Source organism: Streptomyces sp. BB1-1-1 (assembly GCF_031597775.1).
GTDB lineage: Bacteria > Actinomycetota > Actinomycetes > Streptomycetales > Streptomycetaceae > Streptomyces > Streptomyces thinghirensis.
Map to the genome: position 1 here is coordinate 1214968 of NZ_CP134203.1, position 19263 is coordinate 1234230.

Annotated in this window: 18 protein-coding genes; 9 read left to right on the plus strand and 9 right to left on the minus strand. The window is 74.1% G+C overall.

The window, feature by feature from the left end; genetic code table 11:
* Position 1: 1 nt before the first annotated feature.
* The 5 genes from RI578_RS05535 to RI578_RS05555 form a co-directional block, all read right to left on the minus strand.
* The gene (locus tag RI578_RS05535; protein WP_310870012.1) at positions 2-892 is read right to left on the minus strand and encodes a dihydrodipicolinate synthase family protein; all 891 of its coding nucleotides are present in this window, start codon (positions 890-892) and stop codon (positions 2-4) included.
* Positions 889-2304, minus strand: a complete 1416-nt coding sequence (locus RI578_RS05540) for an FAD-dependent oxidoreductase (RefSeq protein ID WP_310870013.1) — start codon at positions 2302-2304, stop codon at positions 889-891. The genes RI578_RS05535 and RI578_RS05540 overlap by 4 nt, the downstream gene beginning before the upstream one ends.
* A complete protein-coding gene (locus RI578_RS05545; protein WP_310870014.1) occupies positions 2294-2593 on the minus strand; it encodes a (2Fe-2S)-binding protein in 300 nt (99 codons plus the stop codon). The genes RI578_RS05540 and RI578_RS05545 overlap by 11 nt, the downstream gene beginning before the upstream one ends.
* A complete protein-coding gene (locus RI578_RS05550) occupies positions 2590-3741 on the minus strand; it encodes an FAD-binding oxidoreductase (RefSeq protein WP_310870015.1) in 1152 nt (383 codons plus the stop codon). Before RI578_RS05550 ends, RI578_RS05545 begins: the two co-directional genes overlap by 4 nt.
* A 62-nt stretch (positions 3742-3803) precedes the next feature.
* Complete coding sequence (locus RI578_RS05555; protein WP_310870016.1) at positions 3804-4463, minus strand: hypothetical protein; 660 nt, start codon at positions 4461-4463, stop codon at positions 3804-3806.
* Positions 4464-4695: 232 nt separating this feature from the next.
* Here RI578_RS05555 and RI578_RS05560 point away from each other — a divergent pair, with 232 nt between their 5' ends.
* The 3 genes from RI578_RS05560 to RI578_RS05570 all read left to right on the plus strand — a co-directional run bounded on the left by RI578_RS05560 (position 4696) and on the right by RI578_RS05570 (position 6304).
* Positions 4696-5352, plus strand: coding sequence for a helix-turn-helix transcriptional regulator (locus tag RI578_RS05560; protein WP_310875675.1), 657 nt, complete (start codon positions 4696-4698; stop codon positions 5350-5352).
* A gap of 32 nt (positions 5353-5384) precedes the next feature.
* Positions 5385-5924: a toxin-antitoxin system, toxin component gene (locus tag RI578_RS05565; protein ID WP_310875676.1), complete on the plus strand. Its 540-nt coding sequence runs from the start codon at positions 5385-5387 to the stop codon at positions 5922-5924.
* Positions 5925-6061: 137 nt separating this feature from the next.
* Positions 6062-6304, plus strand: a complete 243-nt coding sequence (locus tag RI578_RS05570) for a hypothetical protein (RefSeq protein ID WP_310870017.1) — start codon at positions 6062-6064, stop codon at positions 6302-6304.
* 78 nt (positions 6305-6382) lie between these two features.
* On the opposite strand, the gene RI578_RS05575 is transcribed toward RI578_RS05570, so the two are convergent.
* Complete coding sequence (locus RI578_RS05575; protein ID WP_310870018.1) at positions 6383-7063, minus strand: 4'-phosphopantetheinyl transferase superfamily protein; 681 nt, start codon at positions 7061-7063, stop codon at positions 6383-6385.
* On the minus strand, positions 7060-7929 hold the full coding sequence (locus tag RI578_RS05580; RefSeq protein WP_310870019.1) for a metallophosphoesterase: 870 nt from the start codon (positions 7927-7929) through the stop codon (positions 7060-7062). Before RI578_RS05580 ends, RI578_RS05575 begins: the two co-directional genes overlap by 4 nt.
* A 282-nt stretch (positions 7930-8211) precedes the next feature.
* Here RI578_RS05580 and RI578_RS05585 point away from each other — a divergent pair, with 282 nt between their 5' ends.
* Positions 8212-9375 carry an ATP-grasp domain-containing protein gene (locus RI578_RS05585; protein ID WP_310870020.1) on the plus strand — a complete coding sequence of 388 codons (1164 nt, stop codon included), beginning with the start codon at positions 8212-8214 and terminating at the stop codon, positions 9373-9375.
* A gap of 24 nt (positions 9376-9399) precedes the next feature.
* On the opposite strand, the gene RI578_RS05590 is transcribed toward RI578_RS05585, so the two are convergent.
* Positions 9400-10737, minus strand: a complete 1338-nt coding sequence (locus RI578_RS05590) for a 6-phospho-beta-glucosidase (protein WP_310870021.1) — start codon at positions 10735-10737, stop codon at positions 9400-9402.
* A 220-nt stretch (positions 10738-10957) separates the two neighbouring features.
* Here RI578_RS05590 and RI578_RS05595 point away from each other — a divergent pair, with 220 nt between their 5' ends.
* The 4 genes from RI578_RS05595 (at position 10958) to RI578_RS05610 (ending at position 16022) form a co-directional block, all read left to right on the plus strand.
* Positions 10958-11800: an IclR family transcriptional regulator gene (locus RI578_RS05595; RefSeq protein ID WP_399059526.1), complete on the plus strand. Its 843-nt coding sequence runs from the start codon at positions 10958-10960 to the stop codon at positions 11798-11800.
* Between the two features lie 105 nt (positions 11801-11905).
* On the plus strand, positions 11906-13102 hold the full coding sequence (locus tag RI578_RS05600) for a histidine kinase (RefSeq protein WP_310870023.1): 1197 nt from the start codon (positions 11906-11908) through the stop codon (positions 13100-13102).
* Positions 13099-13767 carry a response regulator transcription factor gene (locus RI578_RS05605; RefSeq protein ID WP_310870024.1) on the plus strand — a complete coding sequence of 223 codons (669 nt, stop codon included), beginning with the start codon at positions 13099-13101 and terminating at the stop codon, positions 13765-13767. The genes RI578_RS05600 and RI578_RS05605 overlap by 4 nt, the downstream gene beginning before the upstream one ends.
* A 146-nt stretch (positions 13768-13913) precedes the next feature.
* Positions 13914-16022: an MMPL family transporter gene (locus RI578_RS05610; RefSeq protein WP_310870025.1), complete on the plus strand. Its 2109-nt coding sequence runs from the start codon at positions 13914-13916 to the stop codon at positions 16020-16022.
* 54 nt (positions 16023-16076) lie between these two features.
* On the opposite strand, the gene RI578_RS05615 is transcribed toward RI578_RS05610, so the two are convergent.
* Positions 16077-17003, minus strand: a complete 927-nt coding sequence (locus RI578_RS05615; RefSeq protein ID WP_310870026.1) for an AraC family transcriptional regulator — start codon at positions 17001-17003, stop codon at positions 16077-16079.
* Positions 17004-17160: 157 nt separating this feature from the next.
* On the opposite strand from RI578_RS05615, the gene tkt reads away from it, so the two are divergent.
* Complete coding sequence (tkt, locus tag RI578_RS05620) at positions 17161-19245, plus strand: transketolase (RefSeq protein WP_310870027.1); 2085 nt, start codon at positions 17161-17163, stop codon at positions 19243-19245.
* The last annotated feature ends 18 nt before the right edge of the window (positions 19246-19263 follow it).

The window sequence follows — 19263 nt, forward strand, 5'->3', positions numbered from 1 at the left end:
CCTACGCCAGTCCGGCCGCGAGGGCCTTCTCGGTGGCGGCGCGGACGGCGGCCTCCTGTTCGGGCAGCAGCGGCACACGCGGCGGGCGGCAGGCGCCGCCGTGCCGTCCGGCGAGGTCCATGGAGACCTTGATCGCCTGCACGAACTCGACCTTCGAGTCCCAGCGCAACAGCGGGTGCAGTTGCCGGTACAGCCGGCCGGCCGTGGACAGGTCACCGGCTACGGCGGCGCGGTACAGCTCGACGCAGGCGGCGGGCAGTGCGTTGGGGTATCCGGCGATCCAGCCCTTCGCCCCCGCGAGCGCCAGCTCCAGCAGGACGTCGTCGGCGCCGGCCAGCAGGTCCAGTTCCGGGGCGAGTTCCGCGATGCGGTAGGCGCGGCGGACGTCGCCGGAGAACTCCTTGACGCCCTGGATGTGTCCCTCCCCGTGCAGCCGGGCGAGCAGTTCCGGCACCAGGTCGACCTTGGTGTCGATGGGGTTGTTGTACGCGACGACCGGCAGGCCCGCCTTCGCGACCTCGGCGTAGTGGGCGAGGACGGAACGTTCGTCGGCGCGGTAGGCGTTGGGCGGCAGCAGCATCACCGCGCCGCAGCCGGCCTCCCGTGCCTGCTCGGCCCAGCCGCGGGCCTCGGTGGACCCGTAGGCCGCGACGCCGGGCATGACCCGCTCCCCGCCGACGGCGGCGACGGCGGTTTCGACGACCCGGGTGCGTTCCTCGGGAGTGAGCACCTGGTACTCGCCGAGGGAGCCGTTGGGCACGACACCGTCGCAGCCGTTCGCCACCAGCCAGGCGCAGTGGTCCGCGTAGGCGTCGTGGTCGACGGAGAGGTCGTCGTTCAGCGGGAGTGCGGTGGCGACGAGGACGCCGCGCCAGGGGCGGTGGTCGGTCATGAGGATCCTCTCTCGGGCTGTTCCGGCTCGGGCTGTTCCGGCTGTTCCGGCTGTTCCGGTTCTGGCCGGGCGAGCACGCCGAGGGGTACGGGGCGGGCGAACGGCCGCCGGGAAGGGGTGGCTTCGCATCCGGTGAGGCCGGCGACGGCGGTGGCGCACATCCGCCCCTGGCACCAGCCCATCCCGGCCCGGGTGAGCAGCTTCACGGTGCGCACGTCCCCCGCGCCGAGTCCGTCGACGGCCTCCCGGACGGCACCGGCGGTGACCTCCTCGCAGCGGCAGATGAGGGTGTCGTCGGTGACCTGGTCGGTCCAGTGGGCGGGCGGGGCGAAGGCGGCGGCGAGGGCCTCGGCGGAGGTCCGCAGCGTCTCGCGGGTCCGCTCGGCGGGCGTCCGTCCGGCCGGTCCGGGCCCGGTGCCCCGCAGTCGGGCGGCGACCGAGCGCCCGGCGATGTGCCCCTCGGCGAGCGCGAGGGCGGCGCCGCCGACGCCGGTGGACTCCCCGGCCGCCCAGACGCCGGGGACGCTCGTGCGCTGCTCGGCGTCGACGGCCACGGCCGGTCCGTCCAGGCGGCAGCCGAGACCGTCGGCGAGGTCGGTGTGCGGGAGCATGCCGTGGCCGACGGCCAGCGTGTCGCAGGGGATGTACCGCCCGGTGCCGCGCCGGACGCGTCCGTCGGCGTCGAGGGCGGCGACGGTGACTCCGGTCAGCCGGTCGTCGCCGTGGGCGCGGACGACGGTGTGCCGGGTGAGCGGACGGACGCGGTGGCGCAGGAGCCGGGCGGCGTATCCGGCGCCCTCGGGGAGCTTCCCGGCCAGGGCGCGGGCATGGCGGGCGACCTGCCTCGGGTCGGCGGACTCCACGAGCGCCGCCACCCGCGCCCCGGCCGCCGCGAGCCCGGTCGCCACGGGCAGCAGCAGCGGCCCGGTGCCGGCGACGACGACGGCCCGTCCGGGCACCACCAGCCCGCCCTTGAGCATGGCCTGGGCGCCCCCGGCGGTGAGTACGCCGGGCAGGGTCCAGCCGGGGAAGGGCAGGACGTGCTCGTAGCCGCCGGTGGCGAGCAGCACCGCGTCCGCGGGTACGGCGACCGGCTCGTCCTGCCCCGGTCCGAGCAGCGCGTGCACGGTGAAGGCGCCGGACCGCTCCTCGACGAACCACACGTGATGGTCCGTCAGGACGCGTACGTCACTGGCGGCGAGCCCGTCCCGCAGCCGCTCCCAGGTGCGCCATCGGTGGTGCAGGGCCCGTGGTCGCCGGGCGTCCAGCTCGGCGGCGGGCTGCCGGAAGAACTGCCCGCCCGGCCGGTCGGCCGCGTCCACGACCGTGACCCGCACCCCGTGGGCGGCCGCCGCCAGCGCCGCCGCGAGCCCGGCCGGTCCGGCCCCGATCACCGCGAGGTCAGTCCTCATGGCCGGTCCCCTCCTGGGTGCGGATCACGTCGCCCGGGTGTACGGGGACCAGGCAGGCGCGCTGGTTGGGGCGGCCGTTGACGGTGACGAGGCAGTCGAAACACACGCCGATCCCGCAGAACACCCCGCGCGGACGGCCCGTGTCCCGGGTGGTGCGCCAGGAGGTGACGCCGGCCGCCCACAGCGCGGCGGCGACCGTCCGGCCGGGCAGCGCCTCGATCGTCCGCCCGTCGACGGTCACCGTGAAGGCGGGCGCCGGCCGGGCCCGGACCAGCCGGAGCGGGTTCACCGGGCCTCCTCGGGAAAGCGGTCGGGGCGGAACGCGGTGAGGTCCAGGGCGGGCCGCTCACCGCTCAGCAGTTGGGCGATCAGGTGTCCGGTGCCGGTGGACAGGCCGATGCCGGCGCCCTCGTGCCCGCAGGCGTGGAGGAGACCTGGCGCCCTCGGGTCGGGGCCGATCGCCGGGAGGTGATCGGGCAGATACGGCCGGAACCCGGCGTACGCCCGCAGCGCCCGTACCCGCGCGAGGAAGGGGAACAGCCGGGTCGCGCCCGCCGCCAGCGCCCGCAGCGCCGGAAGGGACACCGACCGGTCGAAGCCGACCCGTTCGCGGCTGGCACCGATGAGGACCGGCCCGGCGGCGGTGCCCTCCACGACCGGGGAGGTCTGCAGGACGGCCGAGTCGCTGGCGACGTCGGCGACGTAGTCCGCGGCGTACACCTTGTGGCGTACGCGGGGCGGCAGTGGTTCGGTGACCAGGACGTAGCCGCGTCTGGGCAGGACCGGCAGCCGTACGCCGGCCAGGGCGGCCAGTTCGCCGCCCCACGGTCCGGCCGCGTTGACGACGGCCGGGGCGTGCAGGTCGCCGCGGTCCGTGCGTACTCCGCGCACGGCCCCGTCGGGGCCGCGCAGGATGCCGGTCACCGTCCGGCCGCTGTGCAGTCGGGCCCCCGACGCCCGCAGCAGGTGGGCGGCGGCCAGGGCGGGCATGACCTGGGCGTCCTGCGGATAGTGCACGGCGCCCGCCAGGCCGGGGGCGAGACGGGGTTCGAGGTCGTGCAGCCGGTCCACCGGGACGCCCACCGCCTGCACCCCGGCCGTCCGCTGGCCGGCGGCGAAGGCCTCCAGGCCGGCCAGTGACTCGGGGGTCTCCGCGACGACGACGCCGCCCTTGGCCTCGTACTCGACGGCGTGGCCCAGTTCGCCGGCCAGCGCGGTCCACAAGCGGGTGGACAGCAGGGCGAGTTCCAGCTCGGGTCCGGGTTCCTTGTCGGAGACGAGGAGGTTGCCCTCCCCCGCTCCGGTGGTGCCGCCGGCCACCGGACCACGGTCCACCACTGTCACGTCGAGCCCGGCACGGGCGGCGTACAGCGCACAGGCCGCGCCCACCATTCCGGCCCCGACCACTACGACATCGCAGGTCAGCGGCGTACTCACGCCAGTACTATGTCACACAGCACACTGACTGGGAACAGGGCGGAGCCCGCTCGCGCGGTGGATCACTCGGGGGCGGGGACCACTCTCAGATGGGCGGCGGCGCGGCGGGGGCGCGCGGGGCGGTGCGGGGCGCGGCGGGGTTCGCGCAGGACCAGCGTCAGCCGGGTGTAGCCCAACTCCTCCAGCGCCTTGCACGTTTCGACCACGACCCGGCACTCGGTGGCGCCCCAGCGCGGGTCGGGGTGGTGCAGCGGCCGTACGGCGCCGTCGAGTTCGACGGCCTCCGCGCCGACGGCACGGATCCAGTGCGGCAGGCCCTGGCGGTAGGCGGCCTCCATGATCGGGTCCTGGGCGATGTCGCGGCGGACGGCCTGCAGGCCGTTGTCGTGGCCGTTCCGCTCCAGGGCGCCGGCCAGGTGCGCCAGCATGGGCAGGCACCAGCTCGACTCGTGCTCCCCGAGGACCGCGGAGGCGTCGGGGTGGAACAGGACGAATCTGAGGAAGTTGTCGCCCGGCATGGCCGTCGGATGCGGTCCGGCACCCCGGAAGAGTGTCCGGAAGGCGCCGTTGGTCAGCACCACGTCCCAGCGGTGGTCGACGACGAGGGAGGGGAAGGACACGGCCTCCAGGAGCGCGGTGTAGTCCTGGAGGTACGCCTGGGCGTCGGGGGTCGTGGGGACGGGCCGCGGCGCCGGCCGCTGCCCTCCTGCCTGAAATGCCATCGGGAGGTCACCCCTCTTGCCTATGCGGCCTTCTCGCGGCGTCCCGATCCTGGTGCCCCGACGCGAGGCGTGTCAACTATCGTGGCATTTCTTGCCTGTTGACGGCTGAAATAGGCCACAGTTGTGGCGAGACCTGGATGTGAGTTCGAGCGGCAGGCTACTCTCCGGGAAGTTCACGGCAACCGCTTGTGAGAAGCCTGTGAGGCCTGTGAGAGACGTAGGAGAGCTGTCGGTGACGGGTGGCTTCGAGGGTCCGGGTGCCATGCCGACGGCCGTGCTGTCCGCCGTCGTCGCCCGCGTCACCGCGCTCGCGGACCGGCTCGGCGTGTCCGCCGCCGAGGTCTTCGACGTCGGCCGCCTGTCCGCCGCCTCCGGCGTCCCCGAGTCCGTGGCGGGCGCCCTGCTGAGCGGCCGGCCGGCGGGCGAGCCCGATGTGCAGGCCCGGTTCGTGCAGCGTCTCGACCTGCTGCGCCGCACCCGGCTGAAACCGAACGGACGCAAGTACACCCAGCAGGAGATCGCCGACGGCGCCGGCATGTCCCGGCAGCAGGCGGGCGCCCTCATCAACGGCGACCGGCGGCCCACCATGGAGCACTGCGACGCCATCCAGCGCTTCTTCCGGGTACACGCCGGATTCCTCACCGCCGAGGACCCCGAGGCGCTCGCGGGCGCCCTCCAGCACACCGAGCAGGAACTGCTCCAGCAGCTCGCCGACCGGGAACGGAAGGCGGCGGCCGCCGCCGGCGACCCCCTGGAGCGGCTGCTGCAGGACCACGGCGTCCGCGGCATCGCCTGGCGGGCCGCCCAACTGCCCACCGACCAGCACCGCGACAAGGTCGCCGAATGGCTGGACATGCTCCTGGAAAGCGTCAAGCGGCCCGAGTCGTGAGCCTGGGGAGAGACGTGGGCATCGGTAGGGAGATGCGCCGCCTGTGCGGCGAGTTGATCGAGGAGCTGACGCTCCCCGCCCCGGCGCGGCCCACCGAGTTGTACGCGGCGCTGTGCGAGGCGATGAGCAGGCGGCGGGGCCGTCCGGTGCTGTTCCGCATGGCCGCCTTCCCGCCCGGGACGGCCAGCGGCCTGTGGCTCGACATGGCCGACCAGGACCTGGTCGTCGTCGAGGAACGCACCGCGCCCGACCACCAGTTGGTCATCCTGGGCCACGAGCTGTGGCACATGAAGGCCGGGCACTGCGGGCACCACGTCGAGGGGGCCACGGTCGCAGCCCGGCTGCTGGACGCCGACGGCGCGGCCCGGGACGAGGAGGTACTGCGCGCCACCGTGCGCACGATCGCCGCGCGTTCCCGCTTCGACCTCGCCGACGAGAAGGAGGCGGAGGCCTTCGGGCTGCTGCTGGCCAGCAAGTGCCGGACGTGGCTGGACGGTTCGGCTCTGCGCGGGCCGGTGCAGCGGGACCACCTGGCGGGGCGGATAGGGGCGTCGCTCGGCTACCTGGGCTGATGGCTCGATCGGCCCATGATGAGCGGCGTACGGGGCGCGGCTCGGCGGGATTGTCAGTGGTGGGCGGCAAGCTGGGAGTGTGCCGCCGCCGTGCGGGGGCGCGTGACCGCTGACGTCGTTGTGGGGAGAGCCGACCGATGACCACCACCACCGCCGTACTGACCGACCACGAGCGCACCGCCGTTCAGGCCTACCTGCGGCTGCTGCACACGGTGCGCGCCGGTTTCGACACCGCGGCGGGACCGGCCGACGCCCCTCGTCCGCCCGTCGTCCCGCCCTCCGTGCTGGCCGAGGCGGAGCAGGCGCTGGAGGCCGCTGGGCTGGCCGGCAATGAGGAGGAGTTCTTCCGGCTGCTGCGGAGCTGGTGCCCGCGACCCTGACGCGGCGCCGGACCGAGCCGCGCGCGAGGCGGACGGGCGGGGCGGACCCCGGGGAGTGCGGGCGGCGCGGCGGAAGGCTCAGGTGTGCGGGACCGTGACCGCCGTGGCGACCAGCCCGTGCCCGGCGGTCCAGCGGCCGTCGAAGTGGGTCAGCCGCCGGCCGCCCACGGTCGGTCCCGGTACCAGGAGGGTGGCGCGCAGGGTGCCGCGGCGCGGGTCGCCGGGATTCACGGAGATCTCGATGTCCGCCTCCATGAAGTCCAGCCACTCCCCGGTGAGCGGGAACCACGCCTTGTAGACGGACTCCTTGGCACTGAACAGCAGCCGGTCCCAGTGGACGCCGGGACGCTCCTCGGCCAGCCGGCGCAACCGCTCCGCCTCCGCGGGCAGGGACACGGTGGGCAGGACGCCGTCCGGGAGCGGCCCGTCGGGTTCGGCGTCGATGCCGAGTGAGGCCAGGTCGGTGGCGCGGACCAGCGCGGCGGCGCAGTAGCCGTCGCAGTGGGTCATGCTGCCGACCAGCCCGGCGGGCCAGCGCGGCGCACCGCGTTCGCCGGTCGGCACGGGCTGCGCGGGCACGCCGAGCTTCTCCATGGCCCGGCGGGCGCAGGACCGGACGAGGGTGAACTCCCGGCGGCGCTTGGCGACCGCCCGGGCCACGAGCGCCTCCTCCTCCGGGTAGAGGGGAAGGTGCCCGGCGTCGTCCTGGCCGTGGGTCTCCACGGTGACGACCGTGTCGGGCAGCAGCTCCTCGATCACCGGGCCACCTCCTCTCGCGCCGGCGACGGCAGGATGCGGCGCAGCGCTCCCGGTGGCCCGGTCCGCTTGCGCCATTCGCGGGGGTAGCCCACCGACACCTCCTCGAACCGGACGCCCTCGTGCCAGGTGGTCCGCGGGATGTGCAGATGCCCGTAGACCATGGTGTCGACCCGGAACCTGCGATGCCAGTCGGCGGTCAGCCGGGTGCCGCACCACATGGCGAACTCGGGGTACCAGAGGACGTCGGTGGGGTGCCGGTCCAGCGGATAGTGGTTGACGAGGATCGTCGGCAGGTCCGCGGGGAGCGCGGCGAGCCTGCGCTCGGTCTCGGCGACCCGCGCCCGGCACCAGGCGTCACGGCTGGGGTAGGGGTCGGGGTGCAGCAGGAACTCGTCGTTGCACACGACGCCGGTGCCGTGGGCGTACGCCAGTCCCTCGTCCTTGGTCGCCGATCCGGCGGGCAGGAACGAGTAGTCGTAGAGCAGGAACAGCGGCGCGACGACCGCCGGGCCGCCGGACCCCTCCCACACGGGGTACGGGTCCTCGGGTGTCGTCACGCCCAGCTCGCGGCACGTCTCGACGAGGTGCTCGTAGCGGGCGACGCCACGGAGGGTGACGGTGTCCTTGGGATGCGTCCACAGCTCGTGGTTGCCGGGGGCCCAGACGACCCGGCGGAAGCGGTCCGCGAGGGTGCCGAGGGCCCAGCGGATGTCGGAGACGGTCTCCGCCACGTCGCCGGCCACCAGGAGCCAGTCGTCGTCGGACTCGGGACGCATCCTCTCGACCAGGGCGCGGTTCTCCGCGTAGCCGATGTGCAGGTCGCTGATGGCCCACAGCCGTCCCGGGCCACCGTCCGTCGCCGTCATCCCCCACCCCTTCCGGACGCCCGTTCGACGCCACGAGATCACATCGCGGGCCCCGGTCACAAGGGCGGCTCGCCCACGCCGGACCCGGGCGTCCCGGCCGCCCCGTGGCACCGCCCGTGCATCCGTGTGACGCGCTTTGCGTCCGGAGGCGTGGAACCCCCTATGATCGGCCCAACACCACCGCCACGATTCCCTCCGCGCAGGGCGGCTTGGTGTCCCTCCAACCCCCTGGCCGGGCACGGCCCGCTTCGCCCTGCCCGCGAACCGTGAAAGGCGGCCTGCATGGTTTCTCCCGTACGCGTCTGGCTCAACCGCACGTACGCGGAGAACGTCTTCTTCATGGATCAGCTGCGGAGAAATCCCGCCGACCGGGCCGTGGAGATCCACGCCACGCACGGTGACCCGGACTCCCCCGTGCTCGCCGCCGCGGACACCGCCGACCTGGAGCCGGAGGGCCTGTCCCCGGCCGGTTACGTCGAGTACGCCCTGGACCAGTGCGCACGGCGCGGCATCGACGTGTTCGTGCCCCGGCTGTACCAGTCGGCGATCGTGGCCCACCGTGCCGAGTTCGAGGCGGCCGGTACGGCGCTGCTGGCGCCGCCGCCGGAGGCGGTGGCCGTCTTCCAGGACAAGGTGATCGCCTACGAGGCGGTCCGGGCGATCGGCGTGCCGGTGCCGCCGTGGTGGCGGGTCCGCACCGCCGAGGAACTCGTCTCGGCCGTCGAGGAGCTGGAGGCGCACGGCCACCGGGCGTGCTTCAAGCCCGCGTCCGGCGCGGGTGGCGTGGGCTTCCGGATGGTCACCCGGGACTCCTTCTCCCTCGCGGACCTGAACGGCTTCCCGGGTCCGTCCGTGCCGCTGCACCTGGTCGTCGAGGCGCTGCGGGCGGCCGATGAGCCGGTCGACTGGCTGGTGATGCCGCGGCTGGAGCAGCCGGAGGTCTCGGTGGACTGCCTCACCGGGCCCGACAACCGGGTGCGGCTGGCCGTGGGCCGTACCAAGGACGGCCGCCGCCGGGGTTTCACTCTGCACGAGCGGTGGCTGGCGCCGGCCCGGCGGATCGCCGAGGAGTTCGGGCTGCACCACCTGGCCAACGTGCAGTTCCGGATGTACGGCGACCGGCCCGTCCTGATGGACGTCAACACCCGGCCGGCCGGAGGGCTGCACCAGCTGGCGCTGTGCGGGATCAACGTGCCGTGGGCGGCGGTCCGGCTGGCCCTCGGTGACGATCCGGGCGAGCTGACGCCGCCGTTCCTGGGCCAGGACTACACGGTGGTGTCCGGACCGCGCCCGCTGCGGCCCGTCTCCCTGCCGCATCAGCGTCCGGACCTCCCCGCCGTCGCGGCCCCGGCCCCGGCCCCGGTGAAGTATCCGGCGGTCACCGCGCCGGCCGTCGGCCCGATCAACGCCCCCGCACCGGACCCGGCCGCCGGGGCTCCCGCGTAGGGCGCGGCCGGGAGGCCGGCCGCGCTACCTCAGATACGCCAGACCCGGATGGGCGGCCGTGTAGCCGTCGACGAGGCGGTGGGCGACGTTGACCGAGTCGACGAGCGGGTGCAGCGCGAAGGCGCGCACCGCTGCCGTGCGGGAGCCGGACCCGGCCGCCGTCAGGACCTCGCGCTCGACCGCCTTGACCGCGCAGACCAGGCCGGTGGCGTGGCCCGGCAGCGGGTCCACGGCCACCGGGTGGGCGCCGTTCGCGTCGACCAGGCACGGGACCTCGATCACTGCGTCGGCGTCGAGGACCGACAGCGTGCCGCGGTTGCGGACGTTGAGGATCAGGGTGGTGCGTTCGTCGCGGGCGACGGCCCGCATCAGCGCCAGTGCCACCTTCTCGTAGCCGCCGGACAGGTCGTCGGCCTCGCGCTCGCCCGCGCCCGCCGCTTCGCGGTTCTCGGCCATGTAGGTGGCCTCGCGCTCGGCGCGGGTACGGTCCCAGGTCGCGAGGGCGGGGGCGTCGGGGCGGCGCATCTCGTCGTAGAAGCGGGCCTGCTGGTCGCGCAGGAACGCGCCGCGGGTGCGGTCGGCCTCCCGGTAGGCGCGGACGGTCTCCCGGTTGAAGTAGTAGTAGTGCAGGTATTCGTTGGGGATCGCGCCCAGGGAGCGCAGCCACTCGGGGCCGAAGAGCCGGCCCTCCTCGAAGGAGCCGAGCAGCGCCGGGTCGGCGAGCAGCCGCGGGAGTTCGTCGCGGCCGGCGACGCGCAGGCCGCGTACCCAGCCGAGGTGGTTGAGGCCGACGTAGTCGATCCACGCCCGGTCCGGGTCGGCGCCCAGCACGCGGGCGACGCGGCGGCCGAGGCCGACCGGCGAGTCGCAGATGCCGATGACGCGGTCGCCGAGGTGCCGGGACATGGCCTCGGTGACCAGTCCGGCCGGGTTGGTGAAGTTGATGACCCAGGCGTCCGGCGCCAGCCGGGCCACGCGGCGCGCGATGTCGACGGCGACCGGGACGGTGCGCAGTCCGTAGGCGATGCCGCCCGCGCCGACCGTCTCCTGCCCGAGGACGCCCTCGGCCAGCGCCACCCGTTCGTCGTCGGCCCGCCCTTCCAGGCCGCCGACGCGGATCGCGGAGAACACGAAGTCGGCGCCGCGCAGCGCCTCGTCCAGGTCCGTCGTCGCGGTCACCTCCGGCGCGTCCGGCACCCCGGCGGCCTGCTCGGCGAGCACCCGGGTCACCGCCGACAGCCGGGCCGCGTCCAGGTCGTGCAGCACGACATGCGTCACGCGTCCCTCGGAGCGGTCCCCGAGGAGCGCTCCGTACACGAGCGGCACCCGGAATCCGCCGCCGCCCAGAGTCGTCAGTCTCACGCCCGCACCCTTCCGTCACCGGCCCGACTTCCACCTGGCGCCGATCATGGCACGCCCGGCCGGCCGAGCCGGCCCCCGTTGCTCGCCGCGGCCCGCATGCCCCCTGTGCCGGGCGCGGCCGGCATCGTACGCTCGGGCCGACGCCCCGGCCCCGGCCCCGCAGCGCCCCCGCCCCCGCCACGCCACGCCTTCCGCCATCGCCATCCGAGGTTGCCCGGCCATGACCGCCCTCCCCCACTCTCGGCTTCGCTCGTCGAGCGGGGGGACCCCCGTGCGCGGGGGCGCCACCACCGCGCCCGAACGGCTGCTGTCGGTGCTCGGCGCGTTCGACCACGAGCATCCGGCGCTGTGCCTGACGGACATCAGCCGCCGGGCCGGGCTGAGCCTGACCACCGCGCACCGGCTGGTGCGGGCCCTGACCCAATGGGGCGCGCTGGAGCGGGACGAGTCGGGTGTCTACCACGTGGGACTGCGGCTGTGGGAGGTCGCCGCACTCGCCCCGCGCGGTCTGCCGTTGCGGCAGGTCGCACTGCCGTACCTGGAGGACCTGTACGAGGCGACGCACGAGAACGTGCAGTTGGCGGTGCGGGACGGTGGCGAGGTCGTCTACATCGAGTGGCTGGCGGGGCGTTCCTCGGTCGGTGTGCACATCCGCGTCGGCGCCCGCTGGCCGCTGCACGCCACCGGGGTCGGGCTCGCCCTGCTCGCTCATGGCGAACCGGAGTTCCAGGAGGCGTACCGCGTGGGTCCGCTCGCCTCCTTCACCCCTTGTACGATCACCGATCCGGAGCGGCTGCGCCGGGTGCTGGCCGAGGTGCGGCGCACCGGCGCCGCGGTGAGTGACCGTCAGATCACCGACGACGCCCTGTCGGTGGCCGCTCCGGTGCACGGCCCGGACGGCGCGGTGACCGCGGCCGTCTCGGTCGTCGTACCGCACGCGGGCGCACAGGTGCCGACGCTGGTCCCCGCGGTGCGGCTGGCGGCGCGCGGGATATCCCGGGCGCTGGGGTGGCGGCCGGAGGAAACGGTGCGGGACGGCGCGGGGCGTCCGTCCGGCCGGTGAGGGCCTGGGCCCTGCCGCCGGGCACCGGAAATCCCTCTCACCGGTGAGGACGCGCCCCCTGGAGCCTCGTGATACTGGGACGGCCCTTGCCCCGAGGAGCCGCCCATGTCCGTCCGGTCCCCGCTCGCCTCCGTCGCCGCACGGCTGCGTACGACGAATCCGTACGCCGTCGACGCGGCCGTCGCCGCGCTGGTGCTGTTCGCCGTCTCCCTGCAATGGCTGTTCCCGGACGAGGGCGACGATCCGCTGACCTGGCGGGGCTGGCTGCTCGGGGCCGCCACCGCGGTGCCGCTGGTGTGGCGGCGCGCGGCGCCCTTCGCCACCGCCTGTGCCGTGTCGGTGGCCACCCCCACGCAGGCGTTGTACCACGCGCCCCCGCCCGACCTGATGTACGGCGGGTTCGTCGTCCTCTACACACTGGCCGCCCTCGCCCGGCCCTGGCAGCGGCGCCTGATGCTGGCGGGCTGGCTGATCGGGGTCGCCGGCACCATCAGCCACAAGGAAGACGCCGAGCCCTTCGAGTACGCCTTCCAGCTGCTGAGCATCGTGTGCGCGTACGCGCTCGGCTCGCTCGCCCGCACCCAGCGGGCCTACACCGCCGAACTGGAGGACCGGGCCCGGCGGTTGGAGCGCGAGCGGGCCGCCGACACCGCGCGGGCCATGGCGCAGGAACGCTCCCGCATCGCCCGCGACATGCACGACATCCTGGCGCACGCGGTCAGCCTGATGGTGGTGCAGGCCGAGGCGGGACCGGTCGTCGTGCGCAGCGATCCGGCGCGCGCCGAGGCCGCGTTCGAGGCCATCGCGACCGCCGGCCGGGACGCGATGACCCAACTGCGGCGCATTCTCGGCGTACTCAAGCAGGAACAGCCGGCGACCGCACCGCGGCGCCTGCCGCAGCCGGGTGTGGCCGCGCTGTCCGGCCTGGTCCGGCAGGTGGGCGAATCGACCGGGCTGCGCGTGGAGTTGCGGGTGACCGGGGAGCCGCGCCCGCTGCCGCCGGACACCGAGGTCGCCGCCTACCGCATCGCCCAGGAGGCCCTCACCAACACGGTCAAGCACGCGTACGCTTCCTCCGCGACGGTCGGGCTCGACTGGGCGGAGGACGAAGTGACCTTGACGGTGACGGACGACGGACGGGGCGCGTCGGCCCTGGGCGAGGGCGGACACGGGCTGATAGGCATCCGGGAGCGGGCCGCCGCCTGCGGGGGCGGGGCCACCGCGGGCGGCGGCCCGGCCGGCGGCTTCCGCGTCGTCGTCCGCCTGCCCGTCGCCACCGGACGGCGGGCGGCGCTCGGGTGAGCATCCGGGTGGTCGTCGCGGATGACCAGGAGCTGGTCCGCAGCGGCTTCAGCATGATCCTGGAGGCACAGGCCGACATCGAGGTCGTCGCGGAGGCGGGTGACGGTGCCGAGGCGGTGGCCGCGGTCGAGCGGCACGCGCCCGACGTGCTGCTCCTGGACATCCGTATGCCGGTCATGGACGGCCTCGACGCGGCCCGGCGGGTGTGCGCGCGGTCCGCGTGCAAGGTCGTCATGCTGACCACCTTCGACCTGGACGAGTACGTGTACGAGGCGTTGTACGCGGGCGCCAGCGGCTTCCTGCTCAAGGACGTGCGCCGGGACGACCTGGTGCACGCGGTGCGGGTGGTCGCGGCCGGCGACTCGCTGCTGGCACCGGCGGTGACGCGCCGGCTGGTCGCGGACATCGTGCGGCGCCGGTGGGAGGAGACCACCGCCGAGGTCACCCCGCAGCGCCTCGACGTGCTGACCGCCCGCGAGGTGGAGACGCTGCGGCTGCTGGCGCGCGGGCTGTCCAACTCCGAGATCGCCACGACCCTGTTCGTGAGCGAACACACCGTCAAGACCCATGTCAGCAACGTGCTGGGCAAGCTCGGTCTCAGGGACCGGGTGCAGGCGGTGATCTGCGCGTACGAGACCGGACTGGTGGCCCCGGGCTCCCCCTGACGGGTGAGGCGGGGGGCGGACTCCCCCGTCGGGGTGAGTCCCGTAAACCACTCCCTCCGGCGATCCGGCACCGTGCCCCCGGCACGAGTCTGTTGGCGATGCCGAAAGACGCATCCCGAGCCGGATGACGATTGCCGGGAGGCACCGTGCTGTCCACACTCGCCCGGGCGGCGACCCGCCGCCCACTGACCGTGATGCTCCTGTGGGGCCTGTTCCTGCTGCTCGGCCTCGGCCTCGGGACGGGGGTCTTCGGAAATCTCTCCGACGACGTGCCCGACGTCCCCGGCACCGAGTCGGAGGTCGCCGCCGAGTACCTGGACGGCCTCGACCCGTCGGGCGAGTCGATCACCGCCGTCATCGAGGCCGCCGCCGTCTCCGGCCCCGAGGTGCGCGCCCAGGTGCGGGGGGCCGTCGCCGACCTGCGGGAGATCGCGGGCGTCGCCGCGGTGCCCGACCCGTACGCCACCCGCGGCCTGGTCGCCGAGGACGGGCGGGCGCTGATCGTGCCCGTCACCTTCGAGGGCGGTCTGGACGACGACGCCGAGGAGGCCGCGGTGGACGCGGCGGCCGGCCGGCTGCACGGGATCGACGCCTCCGGGGTCCATGTCAGCGGCGGGCCGCTGCTGGGCGAACAGCTCGGCGAGCGGGCCCAGGAGGACGTGAAGAACGCGGAGTTGATCTCGCTGCCGGTCGTGCTGGTGCTGCTGCTGGTCGTCTTCGGCGGGTTGCGCGCCGCGGGACTGCCGCTGCTGGTCGCGGTGGCCGGCATCGCGGGCGCGTTCCTGGGCCTGTTCGCCTTCAGCCAGTTCACGGACATCTCCGTGTACGCGATCCAGGTCACGACGATGCTGGGGCTCGGCCTCGCCGTGGACTACGCCCTGCTGATGCTGGTCCGCTTCCGGGAGGAACGGCGGGACACCACCGACGTGGTGGAGGCCGTGCACCGCACGGTGGCCGCGGCCGGGCGGACCGTGCTCTTCTCCGGGCTGACGGTGGCGGTGAGCCTGGCCGGACTGCTGGTCTTCCCGAGTACCTTCCTGCGCAGCATGGGTCTGGCGGTGGCCGCGGTGGTCGTCGTCGACATGCTCGCCGCGCTGACGCTGCTGCCCGCGCTGCTGGCCCGGTTCGGCGGGAAGATCGCCCCGGCGAAGGTGCGCGCGAAGGGCGAGGAGGGCCGCCTCTTCGCCCGCCTGGCCCGCTTCGCGGCCCGTCGGCGCGTGGCCGTCCTGGCCGTCGCCGTCCCGGCCCTGCTGGTGCTGGCGCTGCCCGTCACCGGCATGCGGATCAACATCGGCGACGCGCGGCAGCTCCCGAAGAGCACCGAGGCCCGGCAGCTGTACGACGCCGTCGACGCGCACTTCCCGACGGGCACCGGGGTGTCGCCGGTCACCGTGGTCCTGCGGCCCGGCACCGACGCGGCGACGGCCGACCGGATCCGCGCCCTCACACCGGGCACCGGGAGCCGTGACCTGCCCGGCGGGACGACCGTGCTCGAACTGCCCCCGGCCGGCACCGTCGACGGCAGGGCCGCCACCGAACTGGTCGAACGGGTACGGGACCTACGCGGCGACGCCCCCGTCCAGGTCACCGGTACCGCGGCCCAGCTGGTCGACTTCCGGCAGATGCTCGCCGACCGGGCGCCCTGGGCGGCGCTGACCGTGCTGGCCGGGATCTTCGTGCTGCTGTTCGCCTTCACCGGGTCGGTGCTGCTGCCACTGCGCACCATCGCGACCACGCTGCTCAGCCTCGCCGCCGCGCTCGGCGCCGTCGTGTGGGTGTTCCAGGACGGTCATCTCGCCGGGCTGATCGGGGCCGAAGGGCTGGGCGCGCTGAGTCTGACCGCCCCGCCGCTGATCATCGCGATCGCCTTCGGACTCGCCATGGACTACGAGCTGTTCATCCTGGCGCGGATGCGCGAGGCCCGGGAGCGGACCGGCGACGACCGGGAGGCCGTGGTGACCGGGCTGCGCCGCTCGGGGCGGGTGGTGACCTGTGCCGCGCTGCTCCTCGCGGTGGTCTTCGGCGCCTTCATGACGGGCGGCTTCTCCCCGATCCTGCAGATCGGGCTGGGCCTCACGCTGGCGGTGCTGATCGACGCCACGGTCGTACGGATGCTGCTGGTGCCGGCGACCATGGCGCTGCTGGGCCGCCGCGCGTGGTGGGCTCCGAAGCCGCTGCGCCGGGTGCACGAGCGGTTCGGTGTGCGCGAGGAGGCGGCCACCGCCCCGGCCGCGCCACAACCGGCGCACCACTGAGGCACGGCCGCTGAGCGGCGACCCGGCCCCCGCAGGGGGCGGGGGGCGCGACGCTCAGCGCAGCTCCGCCCGGAAGGCCGCCGGTGCCCGGTCCGTGTGCTGCTGGAAGAACTTGGAGAAGTTGGCCGCGTCCGGGAAGCCGACCGCCGCGCCGACCCGGCCGATCGGCATGTCGGTGTGGGCGAGCAGGCGCTTGGCCTCCAGGACGACGCGTTTGTCGATGAATCCCTTGGGCGTCTCGCCGGTGGCGGCGCGCACCGCGCGGACGAGGGTGCGGCGGGAGTAGCCGAGCGCGTCGGCGTAGGCGCTGACGCTGTGGTTGGTGGCGAAGTCCCGCTCGACCGCGTCCCGGAAGAGCGTGAAGGTGGTGTCGCCCGGCGTGTCCGCCCGCCCCTGGCGCGCCGCCTCGGCGGAGCTGACCGCGAGATGCGCGAGACGCAGCAGGAACGCGGAGAGCGTGTGGCGCAGTACGGCGGTGTGCAGGCTGAGGGGCAGGGTGGTGGCGTCCTCGTACTCACGGCGGAGCTGGTCGAGGGCGGCCGTGAGCCCGGCGAGCCGTGCCCCGTCGGGGTGGAGCAGGGGCGGCAGGTCGTAGCGGTAGAGGCCGGTGGCCTCCACGGTGGCGCGGGGCAGGAAGCCGGGCTGCATGGTGAGCACCGTTCCGCGGTACTCGCTCGTCTGCGAGAAGCGGTGGACCTGTCCGGGCCGGATCCACAGCAGATCGCCGGCCGTCGCCTCGTACTCGGCGAAGTCGATCATGTGACGTACCGGGCCGCCGGTGAAGAGCATGACGACGTGGAAGTCGATGCGGTGCACGCGGTGCAGCGGGGCGTGCGCGTGCCAGGTGCGGCCGGCACCCATGGGACCGACCTGCATGCCGACGCCGAGGAGGCTGAGATCGACCGGGAAGGGGAACGTTCTGATTCCGTCGCCGCTCCTGCCGTCGCCGCCACCGCCGTATTGGATGTTTTCGTCCGCCATGTCCTTCTCGTGCCGTCCCACCCGTGCGCCCGGACGCCGGGGCATGTCCCAGTTTCACCACAGGCTGGCACACCTCGACCTTCACTCTCAAAAGTCAGACTTTTAAGTTTGAACACATCAGACCAGTTCCTTCGCTCCGATCGAGGATTTCTTGAAGATGAGCACGCACACACTGGACGGCGCGGACCGCTTCGAATGGACCGAACTCGACCGGCGTGCCGTCGACACCGCCCGAGTTCTCGCGGCCGATGCCGTGCAGAAGGTCGGGAACGGCCATCCCGGCACGGCGATGGCCCTGGCCCCGGCGGCGTACACGATCTTTCAGAAGGTGATGCGGCACGACCCCGCCGACCCCGAGTGGACCGGCCGTGACCGCTTCGTCCTCTCCCCGGGCCACACCTCGCTGACCCTCTACACGCAGCTCTACCTCGCCGGGTACGAGTTGGAGCTGGACGACCTGAAGGCGTTCCGCACGCACGGCTCGAAGACGCCCGGCCATCCCGAGTACGGGCACACCGCGGGCGTGGAGACGACGACCGGCCCGCTCGGCCAGGGCGTCGCCAACGCGGTCGGCATGGCGATGGCCGCCCGTTACGAGCGCGGCCTCTTCGACCCCGGGGCCCCCGCCGGCGAGTCCCCCTTCGACCACACCGTCTGGGCGATCGTCTCCGACGGCGACCTCCAGGAGGGCGTCTCCGCCGAGGCGTCGTCGATGGCCGGTCACCAGAGGCTCGGCAACCTGGTCCTCCTCTACGACGACAACCACATCTCCATCGAGGGCGACACCGCGACCGCGTTCTCCGAGGACGTGCTCAAGCGCTACGAGGCCTACGGCTGGCACGTGCAGCGCGTCGAGCCCGCCGAGAGCGGCGACGTCGACGTGCGCGCCCTGTACGCGGCGCTGACTGCGGCGCGGGCCGAGACCGGGCGCCCCTCCATCATCGCGATGCGCACGATCATCGCCTGGCCCGCCCCCAACGCGCGGAACACCGAGGCCTCCCACGGCTCCGCCCTCGGTGAGGACGAGGTCGCCGCCACCAAGCGCGTCCTCGGCTTCGACCCGGAGCGGTCCTTCGAGGTCGACGACGAGGTCCTCGCCCACACCCGCCGGGCCCTGGACCGGGGCGCCGAGGCGCACGCCGCCTGGGACAAGCGGCTCGCCGAGTGGCGCGCCGACCAGCCGGAGCGCGCCGGGCTGTTCGACCGCGTGGTCGCCGGCCGGCTGCCCGAGGGCTGGGAGGACGCCCTCCCGGTGTTCGAGGCCGGCAAGTCCGTCGCCACCCGCGCCGCCTCCGGCAAGGTCCTCCAGGCACTCGGCCCGGTCCTGCCCGAGCTGTGGGGCGGCTCCGCCGACCTGGCCGGCTCCAACAACACCACGATCGACAGGACCAGCTCCTTCCTCCCCGAGGGCAACCCGCTGCCGGAGGCCGACCCGTACGGCCGCACCGTCCACTTCGGCATCCGCGAGTTCTCGATGGCCGCGGAGATGAACGGCATCGCCCTGCACGGCAACACCCGGATCTACGGCGGCACCTTCCTGGTCTTCTCCGACTACATGCGCAACGCGGTGCGCATGTCCGCCCTGATGCAGCTGCCGGTGACGTACGTGTGGACGCACGACTCCGTGGGCCTCGGCGAGGACGGCCCGACCCACCAGCCGGTCGAGCACCTGGCCGCGCTGCGCGCCATCCCCGGTCTGAACGTCGTCCGTCCGGCGGATGCCAACGAGACCGCGACCGCCTGGGCCGAGATCCTCAAGCGGCACTCCACCCACCCGGCCCCGCACGGCCTCGCCCTCACCCGCCAGGGCGTACCGACGTACGAGCCCAACCCGGACGCGGCGCGCGGCGGCTACGTCCTCGTCGAGGCCTCCACCGGCGCCCCGGAGGTCCTCCTGATCGCCACCGGCTCCGAGGTGCGGCTCGCCGTGGCCGCGCGGGAGGCGCTGGAGGCGGAGGGCACGCCCACCCGGGTGGTGTCGATGCCGTCCGTGGAGTGGTTCGAGGAGCAGCCGCGCGAGTACCGCGAGAGCGTGCTGCCGCCGTCCGTGAAGGCCCGGGTGGCCGTGGAGGCCGGTATCGGGCTCACCTGGCACCGGTTCACCGGGGACGCGGGCCGCATCGTCTCCCTGGAGCACTTCGGCGCCTCCGCCGACGCCGAGACCCTGTTCACCGAGTTCGGCTTCACCGCGGAGCACGTGGCCGCCGCCGCCAGGGAGTCCCTGGCCGCCGCCCGCGGCTGAGCCGACCGTACTCGACCA

Excerpts from the sequence above, each read along its gene's own strand:
- RI578_RS05595 (WP_399059526.1), top strand. The coding sequence starts at position 10,958 with ATGACCGCCCTCCCCCACTCTCGGCTTCGCTCGTCGAGCGGGGGGACC.
- RI578_RS05600 (WP_310870023.1), top strand. The coding sequence starts at position 11,906 with ATGTCCGTCCGGTCCCCGCTCGCCTCCGTCGCCGCACGGCTGCGTACG.
- RI578_RS05585 (WP_310870020.1), top strand. The coding sequence starts at position 8,212 with ATGGTTTCTCCCGTACGCGTCTGGCTCAACCGCACGTACGCGGAGAAC.
- RI578_RS05540 (WP_310870013.1), bottom strand. The coding sequence starts at position 2,304 with ATGAGGACTGACCTCGCGGTGATCGGGGCCGGACCGGCCGGGCTCGCG.
- tkt (WP_310870027.1), top strand. The coding sequence starts at position 17,161 with ATGAGCACGCACACACTGGACGGCGCGGACCGCTTCGAATGGACCGAA.
- RI578_RS05555 (WP_310870016.1), bottom strand. The coding sequence starts at position 4,463 with ATGGCATTTCAGGCAGGAGGGCAGCGGCCGGCGCCGCGGCCCGTCCCC.
- RI578_RS05570 (WP_310870017.1), top strand. The coding sequence starts at position 6,062 with ATGACCACCACCACCGCCGTACTGACCGACCACGAGCGCACCGCCGTT.
- RI578_RS05565 (WP_310875676.1), top strand. The coding sequence starts at position 5,385 with ATGCGCCGCCTGTGCGGCGAGTTGATCGAGGAGCTGACGCTCCCCGCC.
- RI578_RS05580 (WP_310870019.1), bottom strand. The coding sequence starts at position 7,929 with ATGACGGCGACGGACGGTGGCCCGGGACGGCTGTGGGCCATCAGCGAC.
- RI578_RS05535 (WP_310870012.1), bottom strand. The coding sequence starts at position 892 with ATGACCGACCACCGCCCCTGGCGCGGCGTCCTCGTCGCCACCGCACTC.
- RI578_RS05615 (WP_310870026.1), bottom strand. The coding sequence starts at position 17,003 with ATGGCGGACGAAAACATCCAATACGGCGGTGGCGGCGACGGCAGGAGC.